Raw genomic sequence first — 16,495 nt, forward strand, 5'->3', positions numbered from 1 at the left:
TATTTTAAAATATATATAAACAAAACAGAAGAACAAATAAAAATCCTTTAATATCAAATGCTTTTAGATATTAATCATTAAAACAAATATCGCAATACACTGCTGAATAATCAAAAAAAGAAATATATCCCCAGTCCAAACAAAACCATTGATCATCCCAAATGATGATAAAAAATAATATAAATACATCTGATATTTTTACCATTTTAATGATATTTATAAAAATTTTCCCCACTTGATAAAATATTTTCGTCTTCTCTATAAAAATAGGTTATACGATTTTCTTTGCTCAATAAGTAGAATAGAGCACCTGAGGAATATCTCAGGTGCTCACGGTCATATAACAGAAAGCCCAAACTCACGAACAAGAAAGGAAAACTCACCCTACGGTGTTAAACTGCAATTCCCCTTCCAATTCTTCTTCGGCTTCTTCAAACAGCAAAACTAAAGCCGCAAAATACACTCGTTTCTGCGACGAAAAGTGGATAAAACTAATCTCAACCGGCAACTCAATGCCACCCGTTACCGCATCCCACAGGGCGTCCAAGTTTGCACCAAAATAATCACCAATATCGAAACTCTCCTTAAATTCGTAATAGAAGGTTTCTAAGTCAGGGATACGGTCAAAATCAAATTCCACTTTTTTCATATCATTACTCCAATTTTTTAAACGTCTTGTAATGATCCACTGTCAGATAGATCAAGCCATCATTAGAATAGAGCAATCTATCACTGCCTCGGTGTCCACAGCTATAATTCACATCCGCTTCAAACCACTGACGATCACGTTTTTTCGGTAACTTATTTTCACGATTGGAAAACCGATCTCCACCAATCGCCGTATTCGGCGAGACTTGGCATAAATTGCCTTTACGGGCATCCCAACCAAGATTACGCGCCTGTGCCTTCGTGAGGTAATAATCGGGTAGTCTACTATTGTTATGTTGGCGGAGATACTGCGCAACACGTTTCGGTTTAGTCAGAACGCCAATCGGTTCAGAAGAGGCGCTCTCCAATACCTCTGTATTTTGCCGTGATTTTTCTGCACCAACCGACTCAGAGCCTTGGGCAAAAGTGATAGATACAAAAGCCAAAATCAATAAGATACCTGCTAGTATGCTCTTTTTCATAATGACCTCACGTTTAGTTTATTATTATACCACTCAAGAAATTATCAAGCGGTTCCCCCCACGGTCAGATTATCCAGTTTCAATGTTGGCTGCCCGACACCCACTGGTACACTCTGTCCTTCTTTACCACACACTCCAACGCCCTTATCGAGAGCCAGATCATTACCAACCATCGATATTTTCTGCATAGCTTCAATGCCCGAACCAATCAGTGTGGCACCTTTCACCGGTTTGGTAATTTTGCCGTTTTCAATCAAATAAGCTTCCGATGTCGAGAAGACAAATTTTCCGGAAGTGATATCCACCTGGCCACCACCGAAATTCGGTGCGTACAGACCACGATCAACACTGGCGATAATTTCTTCCGGTGTAGATTTCCCCGCCAACATATAAGTGTTGGTCATTCGCGGCATCGGCAGGTGTGCATAGGATTCACGGCGACCGTTACCGGTCGGAGCCAGACCCATCAAGCGCGCATTAAGCTTGTCCTGCATGTAACCTTTCAGAATGCCGTTCTCAATCAGCACATTGTACTGCCCCGGTACACCTTCATCATCAACAGATAATGAACCACGACGCCCTTCGATCGTGCCATCATCGACCACGGTACACAGTTCAGAGGCAACTTGCTGCCCGATCTGGCCGGAGAAGACCGAAGTACCACGGCGGTTAAAATCGCCTTCCAAACCGTGTCCCACGGCTTCATGCAGTAAAACACCCGGCCAGCCAGCGCCCAGTACGACGGGCATTGTGCCCGCAGGAGCCGCAACAGCAGAAAGATTGACCAGTGCCATACGTACCGCTTCACGGGCAAACTGTTCTGCCAGAACCTGTCCGTCAGCCGTTTGCAGGAAGTATTCGTAGCCATAACGCGCGCCCCCTCCGCTGGAACCATGTTCACGCTTACCATCTTCTTCGACCAGTACGCTGACAGAGAGGCGTACCAGTGGGCGAATATCTGCGGCCAATGTGCCATCAGTCGCCGCGACCAGCATCTGTTCATAAACCCCTGTCAGGCTGGCATTCACTTCCTGTACCCGGGGATCTTCAGCTCGCGCAATCTGATCAACCCGGTGCAGCAAGGCAATTTTTTCTTCCCGGCTCATACTCTGCAAGGGGTCTATCGCTGGGTACAGCCCTTTATGTGTCACCGCCCCCAATGTATGCACGGTGCCATTACCCGCTTCCCGTACGATGCTGCGTGCTGCCTGAGCACTTTGCTGCAAGGCATTCAGCGTGATTTGATCCGCATAGGCAAAGCCGGTTTTTTCTCCACTGATCGCCCGAACGCCCACACCTTGATCGATATTATAGGAGCCATCCTTAATAATGCGGTCTTCCAAAATCCATGCTTCGTGGTAGCTAGATTGAAAGTAGAGATCGGCGTAATCCAGACGGCGCTCTGCCAATTGTCCCAATACAGAAAATAAATCTTGGTGATTCAGGTTATTAGCAGCCAGTAAATAGTCACTGACAAAAGTTAAACTCATAGTGATTACTCTTTTACCTTAATTTGTATTCTTTTTTATCAAAGAAGTCAGTTGTGGACGGAATCGATTATGTTTCACGACTTTGATCTGCTCACGCATGTGAGTCAAACTATCCCGACGGATGTTGAGCTGTAATGCACTGACGGTCAGAGGATTTTTCTTGATAACTTCCCCCCAGCCACTCACCGCCATTGAATGCCCCCATGTTCTGCGAGTACCATGCACCCCAACCTGTGCGGGTGCCAGAATGATGCACTGGTTCTCGATTGCCCGTGCTCTCAGGAGAGGTTCCCAGTGTGCCTTACCTGTCAGGCGGGTGAAGGCAGCAGGAACAGATATCAATTCCGCCCCCTGTTCACGCAGTGCCTGAAACAGTCCAGGAAAGCGCAGATCATAGCAGATAGCCATCCCCAAACGGCCAACAGGCGTATCGACAACGGTAATGTGTTCCCCACGCTGATAAACAGCGGATTCATTGTAGGCACCATGTTCATCGTTGATATTGACATCAAACATGTGGATTTTGTCATAGCGTGCACGGATTTCCCCTTGATCATCAAACAACAGGCTGCTGCTCGTGATGCGAGTCGGATCTTCCCGGCTGATCATCGGCATTGAACCAATCAGCAACCAGACACCATAACGCTGTGCTATTTCACTCACAGCTTGCTGCAACGGGCCACTTCCCTGTTCTTCTGCATACTCGCGATAGGTATCAGCGTCTGCAAACAGTAACGCATTTTCCGGGGTCAGAACCAATTTTACCGTATCCGGCAGTTGTTTAATCTGCTGTTCAACTTGCGCTAAATTATGTTTGACATTCGCACCACTGCATAATTGTAAAAGTGCAACATTGACGTTTTTCATGACCCTTTATTCTCCTTAAGCTGACGTAAAACTTCATCAATTTTAGGCTGTTCGAGGCTACCCGTGAGCCGGTAGCGAATGACCGATATTTTGCTCCACAGAGGCCCCAACACTTTTGTCGCCGCAAAAACAGCAGCACCTGCCACAGGATTGACCGCAAAAGCTGTCGCCACACCAACCGTTGTCGAGATTTCCGGTGTAATCACCAACTCCATATTGATCTGTCGACGAACCAAGTCTGTCTGACCTTCCGCATCGATGTCCGCCGCCAGCCCATCAATACGGAAGTTTTCGGTATACATGACGCCATTTTTGATCGTTGTGTCGCCACGAATGGAATCGAAGTTGAAATCATTACTGAATGTGTCACTGAAATCCAATTGTAATTTACGCAGCAATGCATCAAAACTGATCAGTCTTAACAATTGCCCCGCCCGACCACCACCCAATTTGGCTATAGCGCCTTTTTTCGTCTCGCCCGTCAGTGTACCATTCAACGTTTTAATATCGGGGTTCCACGGAGTCCCCCGCCAACCCAGATCGAAATCAAATTTAAACGGCGCATCGACGATTGGGACGATAAACCCCAGATAAGCCGCCATCTCATCGAATCTTTGTCCCGATAATTGCCCTTTGGCCTGAGTATAGTTTCCAATATCGTTTTCACCCCAGCGCCCAGATAATGTCAATTTGCCCGCACGGTTCTCCAGTTGTCCATTTGTCAAAACCAGTGAATCACCTTCCGGCATCACCGTTCCGGATACTTTGCCGAGTTTCAGCCCGGCAACCCAGCACTCTGCACACTTAACATTCAGTGACGGCCAATGGCGCAAGCCGTATTTTTTGGCCTCCGTGGTGTCTGAAGTTAACGTATTAGAGCCAGCCGATGAATCTTCAGGAAACTGCGGATCATAATAAAGGTAATCGATTGAGGCTTGCCACGGCTCATGACGGTAAATCAACAGATTGCCTTTGAGCTTTTCTCCCACCGCGCTGACCTTCATGCCATCGGCCTGTTGGACAATATTGAAGACGAGCTGATTCCAGCGCTGACCGCCAATCTTCAGTGACGGCATGGAAATTTCGAACATTTCCGGCCATAACAGGCCATCATTTTCTGATGAGCCAGACATCAATGGCGCTATCAGCGGCAACCACTTTTCGCCATCAATTTCAGGCAGATTTAACGCCAGCAGCGACTTCTCGGGCAGTATGGGGGTGCCATTACCCTCGCTATTCATAATACCGCGTTGCAGTCGGGCATGCGTTTTTCCCAATTGCCATTGGGTATTGAATGCATATTGTTTTCCCAGTGAACCTTTAATCTGTATTTGGTTCATGTCCCCCTCAGCAAGAACATCGATACCCTGCCATTCCCGTAGCAATTCGGTGTCCAATGCAGCCAGTTTACTGTTGATATGTGACAAACCTGCATTGATCGAAACACGGTATTTCACACCATTTTGTTGCGGTTTAGTGTGTGAAGATGTGCTTTGTGCAGGTATAGCGATGTTCACTTTCCCCTGCCAATCCAACGTTCCTGATAGTTGGCGGCGAATTTCGGCGGGGACTTCCGGTAATTTCCCGGCAGCCCAGTGCGCATTCAGATCAATATCCACCTGATAATGTTTTGGTAAATCCTGAGTGGTAAACCGCAGGGACAGAGGATGTCCCAGCCACTGAGCGGATAATTTATCACTTTGCAGTTTGCCGTCATCAAAGCGAAATTTCCCACTCACATGTTCCATTTTGCTATCCAATGGCTTGATGAACAGTGCGGTATCTTGCAATACCACCTCTCCACTCGCATTGACTTTGCCATCCTCCAAGGGAATATCCAGATGGAGCTTACCATCAACTCTGCCATCAAGTTGTAACTCATCCAGCGCACTGCCGATAGATCCCGCCAATGGGCTGTGTTTAAAATAATCGTGGATACTTTTGCCATTCCCCGATAATTCGCCGTCAATCAATAGCTTCTGTTTGCCATAATCGGGGATCACGGCAGTCAGCCGGGTGGCATCGACTTTTCCCAACTTCGCTTTCGGTACCTGCATCCACAATCCGTTATTTTGGAAATTCAGATCGATATCAAAATCAAACAAAGTAGGCCAGTCAGGTTGATATTGAAAGGTCGCATGGCGCAAAGGAACCCAAACCTGAAATTGGCCATTGTTCTGCTTAAACGGGAAATCGTGGGGATTACCTTGAAAGAGCAGAGTGGCATTCTCGATCTTTCCTTTAATCAGGGAGTGGGTCAAATAGTCCGTCAATGATGCCCCCATCAGTGGCCTGGGAAAATAACGCCATGCCTCTCCCGCATCATCAACACGAATTCCCGCAAGTATTTCCAGCACTGGCGGCTCATTCTTGGGTAACAAATAGTTAAAATCCCCATTGAACCATAATGATTTGGCCTGTAAATCCAGATCCCGCCCCCACACCTTCAACCCATGAGGGTCATTTCTCCAGGCGAAATGCCCTTCACTGCTCGTAATGTCGAACGGCGCCTGAAACAAGCTGCGATAATCAACGGTACTGTTTTTTAGCTCAAATTTCAGACTTCCCCACTGCTTATTACCACTCAATGTTCCACTGAAATGGTTGACAGAAGGCAGATCCTGCCAGCGTAACCAGCTAACATCCTGCCATTTGATGGCAATTCCCATTGGGCTATCCGGTAATTCAGGCGTGATATCAAGGGCAAAGTGATTGAGTATTCCCTTCGGCTGCCGATGCTGCCAATCTTTGACAACATCCGGTGTCACAGAAGAGAGTAATGGCAATATTCCATTCAGACGTTCAAGTTGAATATTTTCAGCACGGAGACGCCAGTGATCTTTTCCTTGGTATTTGTCCGCCTGCATAACATACAGCGCCGCAATGCGTCCCACTGGCCACTGCTGACCATTGGTTTTCAGATTTGCCAGATTTGGGATATTAAACAGCCAACCTTCTCCCTGCCGGCGCATTTGCAGAATGAGGTCACTGACCGCAAGCTGGTGTTTTTCACTACCAACATACCAGTTGGCTTCTCCTTGCTTCAGTTGCAGACGCCCGCTGTCAATTCTTCCCCCTTTCAGGGTAATCCAGCTCGCCAGACTGAAACGGCTACTTTCCAGCCCCGTGTTATCTCTTAACCAACGGCTTAACCACAACCGCATATCAATATCATCAGCCTGTAAATAGATAACACCATTATCCAGAACCCCATTGATATCTTTCAGGTCAAATTTCACCTGAACAACGCCTTCCTGACCATTAATCGAAGAAAGATTGACGCTTCCCTGTGCTCGATGGCGATCGTCTTTATTCAACCATGTCAGTTGTGGCAGTATCAGTTGCGCTTTTTCACCCGATGGCGTCTGGAAGGTCAAGCGGCTGTCGTGCAAATCAAAATGATTAAGTTGCTCAAGAACAAAGGAAGAGAGGCTGTCTGGCTCCGAAAGTAGATTTTCATCTTTCCCACTAAACAGGGGCTTATCGTAACTGACTTCCAGTTGATAAAAAGACAGGTCACGGAAATGCCAGCGCCATTGTAAAAGCGAACGCCAGACATTCAGGGAAAGCGTCACCTTTTTAGCCTGAAAACTCGCATCCTTTGTTTTGGCGCTGATATCACGGATTTCCAAACTGGGGCCAAATGATTCCCAATGGCCGTTGATATAACCCATATGGACAGGTATATCCGTCACGGCAGCAATTTTTTCCGCCACTTGCTGACGATAATCATTGATATGTGGCAGGAAAAAACGTAACCCGCTGACAAGCAAAGCCACAATGATAACGACTATTGCGGCTGTCGCTAATAATATCCCCGGCAGTCGCCTCACGCATTTCTCCTTGGTTGTCAGCGTTATCTCTCTGCAAACCGGTGGTTTTACATCATCACAACGTCAAATTGCTCCTGACTGTAGAGTTGTTCTGTCTGTACCTTAACCTGTTTGCCCACAAAAATTTCCACCTCAGCCAAGGCGTGAGATTCATCCCCTTTCAGGACTTCGCTCACAGCAGGAGAGGCATAAACCAGAAAACGATCTGCATCAATGAGGCGGTGAACACGCACAATCTCACGCAGAATTTCATAACATACCGTTTCAACGGATTTTACCGTGCCACGTCCCTGACAAGTCGGACAGTTATCACATAAAATATGCTCGATACTTTCCCGTGTCCGCTTGCGGGTCATTTCCACCAGACCAAGTTGGGAAAAGCCATTAATGGTCGTTTTCACCCGGTCTTTGCTCAATGCCTGTTCTAAAGAAGCCAATACACGGCGACGGTGTTCTTCATTACCCATATCGATAAAATCAATGATAATGATCCCACCTAAATTACGCAGCCTTAATTGACGGGCAATCGACTGAGTGGCTTCAATATTGGTATTAAAGATCGTTTCTTCCAGATTACGATGCCCGACAAAAGCGCCAGTATTAATATCTATTGTCGTCATGGCTTCCGTTTGATCAATAATCAGATAACCACCCGACTTTAATTCTACTTTACGTTCCAGCGCTCGCTGAATTTCATTTTCAACATCATAAAGATCGAATATAGGCTGACTTCCCTGATAATGCTCCAGCTTGGCGTTCATTTCAGGAATATATTCGTCGATGAATTCCTGTAATTGAAGGAATGTCTGACGGGAATCCACCCGAATACGATTAAGAGGAGCGCCCGCAAAATCACGCAGAACACGCTGTGCCAGTGCCAGCTCACCGTATACTTTATTTTTGGTGATATTACGTTTCTTACGTTCAATCACTTTACCCCACAGGCGCTGCAAAAATGCGGCATCCTGTACGAGCTCTTCTGACCCTATACCTTCGGCGGCCGTGCGGATAATAAACCCCCCATGCTCATTACAGTAATCCATCACAATGGATTTCAGGCGTTCGCGTTCTTCTTCACTCTCTATCCGCTGTGAAACACCAACATGAGAGGCTCCCGGCATAAACACCAGATAACGGGATGGCAGGGTAATATCTGTCGTCAATCGGGCACCTTTTGTGCCGAGGGGATCTTTCACCACCTGCACGATCAAATCCTGCCCCTGATGAACCAGCTCGGCTATATCTCTGACATGGAAATTCTTCTTCTCTTCACCCGCAATACATTCGGTGTGAGGCACAATATCCGAAGCATGAAGAAAGGCGGCTTTCTCCAGCCCGATATCAACAAAAGCCGCCTGCATTCCGGGCAAAACCCGGCTCACCCGACCTTTGTAAATATTTCCGGCAATGCCTCTTCTCGCTTCCCGCTCAACATGTATTTCCTGCAAAATACCGCCATCAATATAAGCAACCCGCGTTTCGGATGGCGTGATATTGACTAATAACTCTGCTGTCATGAATAATGCTTCCCATCAGCTAATGCTAAAAATCGTGTGATTAATTCATATGTTTCCACCAGTGGTAAGCCGACAACAGCATGGTAACTGCCATTAATTTTTCTGACAAAACAACCGCCCTTACCTTGAATGCCATAAGCGCCGGCTTTATCCATCGGCTCCCCAGTTGCAATATATTCCTGTATTTCCTGTTGGGATAACTGGCGGAATATCACATCTGTAATGACTATCTCACTTAGGGTGTGCTGACTGTTCGATAAAGCTACAGCCGTCATAACTTGATGACTCTGCCCAGACAAAGCACTCAATATTTCAGCCGCATGTTGTGGATTACGCGGTTTTTCCAGAATACGGTGATTCAATACAACAATAGTATCCGCACCCAGAACGGGAAAGTCATTCGGTGCTATCGTCACGCCAGCCTGTGATTTTTCTCTGGCCAGTCGGCTGACATATTGCTGTGGTGATTCCCCTTCTTGCCATTTTTCTTCGACCTGTGGTGTCAGAATCTCAAAATTAAAGTCTAACATTCCCACCAACTCACACCGCCTTGGTGAGCCAGAAGCTAAGTAAAGGGTTTTCATCGTGAGTCATCCTTAAAGCATATTGCATTGGAGGCTATTAATATCAGTCCATTAAAAAACAGGAAACTGCCTTTAACGAACTGAAAATTGACGACGGATTTTCCGCATTAATAAGAATAGCCAAGGCCAGAGAATACCATTGACCAAGCCATTCCAGAACACTTCTGGATGGAAAAGCGTCTTTGGTATCAAAGCATGAGCCAGAAAAACACAGAGATTCATCAGCGTTGAAAGCGCCACGACAACCAGTGCTTGCTGCCAGAGCGCCATATTACGAATTAACTGAAACTTGAACACCACCAGGAAACTAATGATGCTGAAAGCCAAAGCATGCGCACCGAGAACACTGCCTTGTAATAAGTCAGTAATGATGCCCAATACAAAGCCCGTACCCACACTGACGCGATGAGGGATCGCAAGCAGCCAGTAAATTAAGCACAGCACCAGCAAGGTAGGCCGGAACATATAGAACTGCTCCGGCCACGGCATAATCTGCAACACGATTGCAATCAGGAAAGATAACCAGATGACCCAGCGCCCTCGACTACGATATTGATTCATTGACGATTTCCTGTAGCTGAAGATGAGGGCTTTGTTACAGACGGTACTTTATTCCCCTCTTTATTGCCTTCTTTTCCTTCACCTGAATCCTGCGTCGGAAGCGGCGGTTTTTCTTCAAGTGGATTTGGCAGTACCTCAGGTAACATCTGCATCAAGCGTTCATTTGCTGCGCGATGTACTGCGGAAGGCGGCAACGGTTCCGACGGATCGTTATCTGATCCCCACAACAACAGCAGATAGCGCAGGCGTCGTAATTCAGCCAGTGGACGTGCACGAATAACCACATGAGCCCGCTGGTTGTCTATTTTGACGGAAGACACCACCGCGACCGGATACCCTTCGGGAAAACGCCCGCCCAGACCCGATGTCACCAGCACATCACCAACACGAATGTCGGTATCGCTTGCCATCGGCTCTAGATGCAGATCTTCCGTACATCCGGCTCCAGCAGCAATCACACGGAGATCATTGCGCATGACCTGAACAGGCAACCCATGAGTCGGATCACAAATCAACAATACCCGACTGCTCAAATGACTCACTGAAATGACTTGACCAGCAACCCCCCGATCACTGATGACAGCCTGCCCTTCATACACGCCATCTTTAGCTCCCCTATCAATGACTATCTGATCTCGATAAGGATCCATGCCACCCGAAATCACCTGCGATACCATCATGTGTTCATCACGACGCACGGGTGATCCCAGTAATTCACGCAGACGGGAGTTTTCATGTTTCAGTTGCCCCAGCAAGAGAAGCTTGCTGTTCTGTAACCGCAGCTCATTGCGTAGGGTATTATTCTCCATCTCAAGGTGCTTACGGGTAGCCAGAGATTCAGAGATGCCATCCAGAAATTGGCGTGGCCCATTGGCCAGAAAATAAAAAGGACTGACTGCCGTATCCATATAGCTACGGACTTTATTAAAAAAACCGAAACGGCTGTCTACCACAACCAGAATAATGGCAATAATAACAGCTAAAAAGAGTCGTAATTGCAGAGAAGATCCACTGCTGAAAATCGGCTTCATAAATTGCGCATTGTTAAGCTGTGTTGTGTCATAAACGATCAAACTCCCGAACAAACAGCAAGGAGGCTCCGATAACACATAATCGCCCCCCAGCTCGCAGAGTTACGTTCAGTCTTCGCTGAACAGATCGCCACCATGCATGTCGATCATTTCCAACGCCTTGCCGCCACCCCGGGCAACACAGGTCAGAGGATCTTCAGCTACAATGACAGGAATGCCTGTTTCTTCCATCAGCAGGCGATCAAGATTACGCAGCAGCGCACCACCCCCCGTCAGAACCATACCGCGTTCCGAAATATCAGAAGCCAGTTCTGGCGGGCACTGTTCCAGTGCGACCATAACTGCGCTGACGATACCGGTCAATGGTTCCTGCAAGGCTTCAAGGATTTCATTGGAATTCAGGGTGAAGCCACGCGGTACGCCTTCAGCAAGGTTACGGCCACGTACTTCGATTTCATGGACTTCATCCGTTGGATAAGCAGAACCAATTCCATGTTTGATACGTTCTGCTGTTGCTTCTCCAATCAGGGAGCCATAATTGCGGCGAACATAATTGATAATCGCTTCATCAAAGCGATCCCCGCCGATACGGACAGAAGAGGAATAAACAACGCCATTGAGGGAAATAACTGCAACTTCAGTCGTACCACCCCCAATGTCCACAACCATTGAGCCAGTTGCTTCAGAAACAGGCAGACCGGCACCGATTGCTGCTGCCATTGGCTCTTCAATCAAAAAGACTTCCCGTGCGCCCGCGCTCTGGGCAGATTCACGAATAGCACGACGTTCAACCTGAGTTGCCCCAACAGGTACGCAGACCAGTACGCGTGGACTTGGGCGCATGAAACTGTTGTTGTGAACCTGTTTGATAAAATGCTGCAACATTTTTTCCGTGACATAAAAATCAGCAATAACCCCATCCTTCATCGGACGGATGGCTGCGATATTACCCGGAGTACGCCCCAGCATTTGTTTTGCTGCCGACCCTACAGCGGCAACACTTTTTGGTGAACCGGCTCTGTCCTGACGGATAGCAACGACAGAAGGTTCATCGAGTACAATTCCCTGGCCTTTGACGTAAATAAGGGTATTGGCAGTACCCAAGTCAATGGACAAATCGTTGGAAAACATGCCACGAAATTTCTTTAACATAACGAAAGGATAATCCTGCAAGCTGGGGACGGATATTGTCCGTCTACTCTACCAACCACATGAAGCAGCGACAAGGCGCATCACTAACTACTTTTACTACTTCAATAAAAGTGGCTACGTTATTATTCATATCAGACACACAATATTCTACGTTACTTTTCTCTAACGGAGCAGAAAAAAACTGCATAAAAACGGGTTAATTTCACCGATAACCTCATCACTATGCCCTAAAATGATCAAATGCCTCAAAAACCAACATTATAGTGCATATCGCGATACCACTACCCCGATTTTACTGCTTCTATGTTGACCTGTAATCGCTTCTGCAAGTTCAACCAAAACGTGTTTTTTCTCAACATCTTTGCCACCCCGGATAGCGCATTGACAAAAATAGCGTCCCCATCAACGGTAATAGGTAAAAATAAGGATTATTCTGAACCGATCAATAATGTCATTTTCCTGATTGTTACCCTGTGCATTTGATCTTTTACACTGTCATCTTGAACAAAAATAAATAATCGCGGTTTTGCCACTCTCCATCACAATATTGCTGCTCGCCCGTTTCAGCACTCTCAATTTTATCTATATTGTGGTGATGTCAAAATGGTGATGGTGTCGGATATAAAAAACCCATCAAGAGAGAATAATGATGAAAGCCTTATTACTTGAGCAACACGAGACATTATCAGCCTCTATTCAAAATATTGATACCTCGCAACTGCCCTCAGGCGATGTCGTTGTGGATGTCCACTGGTCAACACTCAATTACAAAGACGCCCTTGCTATTACTGGGAAAGGCAAAATTATCCGTCAATTCCCGATGGTGCCGGGAGTCGATTTTTCTGGGGTTGTCCATCATTCTGAAGATCCCCGCTTTCATATCGGCCAACACGTTTTGCTGACGGGCTGGGGCGTAGGTGAAAATCACTGGGGCGGGCTGGCAGAACAGGCCAGAGTCTCCGGTGAATGGCTGACACCATTGCCGCAGGGGTTAAGCGCCAGACAAGCCATGATCATCGGCACAGCCGGTTTCACCGCCATGTTGTGTGTCATGGCGCTGGAGCAAGGGGGTGTGACGCCTGAAAGTGGAGAAATTGCCGTTACCGGCGCCAGTGGCGGGGTCGGCAGCACAGCGATTACTCTGCTGTCACAACTGGGATATTCCGTCGTCGCCATCAGCAGCAAAACCGAAAACCAAGATTATTTACTTTCACTGGGCGCAAAGACGATCCTGCCTGTCACTGATTTTAATCAGCCATCGCGTTCGCTGGAGAAACAGCGCTGGGCCGGCGTCATTGATACTGTCGGTGGCACAGTACTGGCAACTCTGTTGGCACAGGTGCATTACAACGGCACTGTCGCCGCTTGTGGCATGGCGAGTGACAGCCAACTGCCCACGACGGTGATGCCATTTATTCTGCGTAATGTTCGCTTACAGGGCATTGCATCAGTCACCGTGCCTGCCGTAAAACGCCCTGATATTTGGAAAAGATTACAAAAATTGTTACCTGACGCCTTTTATCAACAGGCCACCACTGAAATTTCATTAGATCAAGTGGTCGAATATGCCAATAAACTGATAAACAACCAAATGACTGGCAGAACGTTGGTAAAGGTAGCTGATAAGACCAGTATTTAGCTGCTAAATGCTACGATATGTTTATAATGTCGGGCTTCATCGCCAAATTTACAAATAATGATAGTAGAAAAAGATGACAAACCGTTGACATCGAGTTATCTTGGTCGATTGTTGACAGATTGCCGGAGATACCCGCACAATGGCAGACAAGTTTCGCATTTTACTCTTGAATGGCCCCAACCTGAACCTGTTGGGAACGCGAGAGCCAGAGACCTACGGCAAGTTAACGCTTGATGACATCGTCAGCAAACTGTCAAAAGAAGCTCACCAATCGGGAGTCGAATTATCCCATCTGCAATCCAATGCAGAATCTGAATTGATTGAGAGAATTCATACGGCGCGGGGCAATATCGATTTTATTTTGATTAACCCTGCGGCATTCACGCATACCAGTGTGGCACTACGCGACGCACTTCTAGCGGTCGATATCCCATTTATTGAGATTCACCTCTCCAATGTGCATGCCCGCGAGCCATTCCGCCATCATTCATATCTTTCTGATATTGCCGTTGGCGTGATCTGCGGATTGGGTGCAGATGGTTATAGCTTCGCATTACAGGCAGCGGTCAACCGCTTGTCAACATTCAACTCATTTACCTAAGAGTACGGAACCACATTCATGGATATTCGTAAAATAAAAAAACTGATCGAGCTGGTTGAAGAATCCGGTATTTCTGAACTGGAAATTTCTGAAGGTGAAGAGTCAGTACGTATCAGCCGTATAGCAGCAGCCCAGCACATGCCAATGACTCAGCAATATATTTCAGCGCCTGTTCAACAACCTGTGCAAGCCGCCGCACCAGCCATTCCAGCGGCTGCTGAAAAACCAGCGGAAATTATCGGTCATACCGTTTGCTCCCCAATGGTCGGCACGTTCTACCGCTCACCAAGCCCAGATGCGAAAGCTTTCATCGAAATTGGCCAGCGTGTTAATCAGGGCGATACCCTGTGCATCGTTGAAGCGATGAAAATGATGAACCAGATCGAAGCTGACAAAACCGGCGTGGTTAGAGCGATTCTGGCACAAGACGGTCAACCTGTTGAATTTGACGAGCCACTGGTCGTCATCGAATAACGAGGCGTTCCATGCTTGAGAAAATTGTCATTGCTAACCGTGGTGAAATTGCACTGCGTATCCTGAGAGCCTGTAAAGAGCTTGGGATCAAAACCGTTGCGGTGCACTCTACGGCAGATCGTGACCTGAAACACGTCCTGCTGGCAGATGAAACCGTCTGTATCGGTCCTGCGGCATCAGCAAAAAGTTATCTGAACATTCCTGCCATTATTTCTGCGGCAGAAATTACCTGTGCTCAGGCAATCCATCCCGGTTATGGTTTCCTGTCTGAAAACGCCGATTTTGCTGAACAAGTAGAACGTTCTGGTTTTATTTTCATCGGCCCTAAAGCAGAAACCATCCGCCTGATGGGGGATAAAGTCTCTGCCATTAACGCGATGAAAACAGCAGGTGTCCCTTGTGTTCCCGGTTCTGACGGCTCATTAGGGGATGATACCGAGAAAAATAAAGCCATTGCGAAACGCATCGGCTATCCGGTGATCATCAAGGCATCAGGTGGCGGTGGTGGTCGCGGTATGCGCGTTGTACGCAGCGACAAAGATTTGGAGCAATCCATCGCCATGACCCGCGCAGAAGCGAAAGCCGCCTTCAACAACGACATGGTCTACATGGAGAAATTCCTTGAGAACCCACGTCACGTTGAAATTCAGGTGCTGGCAGATGGTCAGGGTCATGCTCTCTACCTAGCTGAACGTGACTGCTCCATGCAGCGCCGTCACCAGAAAGTGGTAGAGGAAGCGCCAGCACCGGGTATTTCGGCAGAACTGCGCCGCACTATCGGTGAGCGCTGTGCCAATGCCTGTATCGAAATCGGTTATCGCGGGGCAGGTACGTTTGAATTCCTGTATGAAAATGGTGAGTTCTACTTTATCGAGATGAACACCCGTATTCAGGTTGAACACCCCGTCACAGAAATGATCACCGGCGTTGACCTGATTAAAGAGCAGTTGCGCATTGCCTCTGGCCTGCCACTGTCCATCAAGCAGGAAGATATCGTGATCGACGGTCATGCGATCGAATGCCGTATTAATGCAGAAGATCCAAAATCCTTCCTGCCAAGCCCGGGCAAGATCACCCATTTCCACTCTCCGGGCGGGTTCGGTGTGCGCTGGGAATCCCATATCTATGCAGGATATACCGTACCGCCTTACTATGACTCCATGATTGGTAAGCTGATCACGTACGGCGAAACCCGTGAAATTGCCATTTCACGCATGAAAAACGCACTGGCTGAGTTGATCATTGATGGCATCAAAACCAATATCGACCTGCAAGTAGCGATCATGAATGATGAGAATTTCCAGAAAGGCGGAACCAATATCCACTATCTGGAGAAGAAACTGGGTTTGCAGGAGAAGTAAGGTTTCTTGCTGACGTTCAGACGTTGTTGCTTTGAATGATTAAAATCCCATCTTTTTAAAGGTGGGATTTTCTGTTTTCATAGTGGAAAGAAAAACCACTTATGATTTAAGAAATGAATATAGCTAATATATTTCAAGCTGTTAATGATAATATTTTTAACTGGAAAAATAATTATTTGATTTATTATTACAACATATTATTACTTTAATTTTATTTAACTTTCTATATCACTCAAATTAAACACAACGCCAATA

At 47.0% G+C, this 16,495-nt stretch carries 14 protein-coding genes; 4 read left to right on the top strand and 10 right to left on the bottom strand.

The window, feature by feature from the left end; translation table 11 throughout:
* Positions 1 to 379 precede the first annotated feature (379 nt).
* The 10 genes from PSI22_RS17405 to mreB form a co-directional block, all read right to left on the bottom strand.
* On the bottom strand, positions 380 to 649 hold the full coding sequence (locus PSI22_RS17405) for a barstar family protein (RefSeq protein WP_273580838.1): 270 nt from the start codon (positions 647 to 649) through the stop codon (positions 380 to 382).
* Positions 650 to 653: 4 nt separating this feature from the next.
* The gene (locus PSI22_RS17410) at positions 654 to 1,130 is read right to left on the bottom strand and encodes a ribonuclease domain-containing protein (RefSeq protein WP_273580839.1); all 477 of its coding nucleotides are present in this window, start codon (positions 1,128 to 1,130) and stop codon (positions 654 to 656) included.
* Positions 1,131 to 1,174: 44 nt separating this feature from the next.
* The gene (tldD, locus tag PSI22_RS17415; RefSeq protein WP_273580840.1) at positions 1,175 to 2,620 is read right to left on the bottom strand and encodes a metalloprotease TldD; all 1,446 of its coding nucleotides are present in this window, start codon (positions 2,618 to 2,620) and stop codon (positions 1,175 to 1,177) included.
* Positions 2,621 to 2,638: 18 nt separating this feature from the next.
* Positions 2,639 to 3,487, bottom strand: coding sequence for a deaminated glutathione amidase (gene nit1 / locus PSI22_RS17420; protein ID WP_273580841.1), 849 nt, complete (start codon positions 3,485 to 3,487; stop codon positions 2,639 to 2,641).
* Positions 3,484 to 7,320 carry an AsmA2 domain-containing protein YhdP gene (yhdP, locus tag PSI22_RS17425; protein WP_273580842.1) on the bottom strand — a complete coding sequence of 1,279 codons (3,837 nt, stop codon included), beginning with the start codon at positions 7,318 to 7,320 and terminating at the stop codon, positions 3,484 to 3,486. The genes nit1 and yhdP overlap by 4 nt, the downstream gene beginning before the upstream one ends.
* A gap of 47 nt (positions 7,321 to 7,367) precedes the next feature.
* Complete coding sequence (rng, locus tag PSI22_RS17430; RefSeq protein WP_273580843.1) at positions 7,368 to 8,837, bottom strand: ribonuclease G; 1,470 nt, start codon at positions 8,835 to 8,837, stop codon at positions 7,368 to 7,370.
* Complete coding sequence (locus PSI22_RS17435) at positions 8,834 to 9,421, bottom strand: Maf family protein (RefSeq protein ID WP_273580844.1); 588 nt, start codon at positions 9,419 to 9,421, stop codon at positions 8,834 to 8,836. Before PSI22_RS17435 ends, rng begins: the two co-directional genes overlap by 4 nt.
* Before the next feature lie 72 nt (positions 9,422 to 9,493).
* Positions 9,494 to 9,982 carry a rod shape-determining protein MreD gene (gene mreD, locus PSI22_RS17440; protein WP_038186570.1) on the bottom strand — a complete coding sequence of 163 codons (489 nt, stop codon included), beginning with the start codon at positions 9,980 to 9,982 and terminating at the stop codon, positions 9,494 to 9,496.
* A complete protein-coding gene (gene mreC, locus PSI22_RS17445) occupies positions 9,979 to 11,013 on the bottom strand; it encodes a rod shape-determining protein MreC (protein WP_273580845.1) in 1,035 nt (344 codons plus the stop codon). Before mreC ends, mreD begins: the two co-directional genes overlap by 4 nt.
* Positions 11,014 to 11,121: 108 nt before the next feature.
* Positions 11,122 to 12,165, bottom strand: a complete 1,044-nt coding sequence (gene mreB / locus PSI22_RS17450; protein ID WP_038192479.1) for a rod shape-determining protein MreB — start codon at positions 12,163 to 12,165, stop codon at positions 11,122 to 11,124.
* Between the two features lie 649 nt (positions 12,166 to 12,814).
* Here mreB and acuI point away from each other — a divergent pair.
* From acuI to accC, 4 genes are all read left to right on the top strand, one after another.
* Positions 12,815 to 13,804: an acrylyl-CoA reductase (NADPH) gene (gene acuI / locus PSI22_RS17455; protein WP_273580861.1), complete on the top strand. Its 990-nt coding sequence runs from the start codon at positions 12,815 to 12,817 to the stop codon at positions 13,802 to 13,804.
* Between the two features lie 139 nt (positions 13,805 to 13,943).
* Positions 13,944 to 14,405 (top strand): type II 3-dehydroquinate dehydratase, encoded by a 462-nt coding sequence (aroQ, locus tag PSI22_RS17460; RefSeq protein ID WP_273580846.1) that lies wholly within the window; start codon positions 13,944 to 13,946, stop codon positions 14,403 to 14,405.
* 18 nt (positions 14,406 to 14,423) lie between these two features.
* Positions 14,424 to 14,879, top strand: a complete 456-nt coding sequence (accB, locus tag PSI22_RS17465) for an acetyl-CoA carboxylase biotin carboxyl carrier protein (RefSeq protein WP_038192475.1) — start codon at positions 14,424 to 14,426, stop codon at positions 14,877 to 14,879.
* An 11-nt stretch (positions 14,880 to 14,890) separates the two neighbouring features.
* Entirely contained in the window at positions 14,891 to 16,240 is a 1,350-nt protein-coding gene (accC, locus tag PSI22_RS17470; RefSeq protein ID WP_273580847.1) for an acetyl-CoA carboxylase biotin carboxylase subunit, read from the top strand.
* Positions 16,241 to 16,495 lie beyond the last annotated feature (255 nt).

Origin of the sequence: Xenorhabdus aichiensis (assembly GCF_028598775.1) — a bacterium.
Lineage (GTDB): Bacteria > Pseudomonadota > Gammaproteobacteria > Enterobacterales > Enterobacteriaceae > Xenorhabdus > Xenorhabdus bovienii.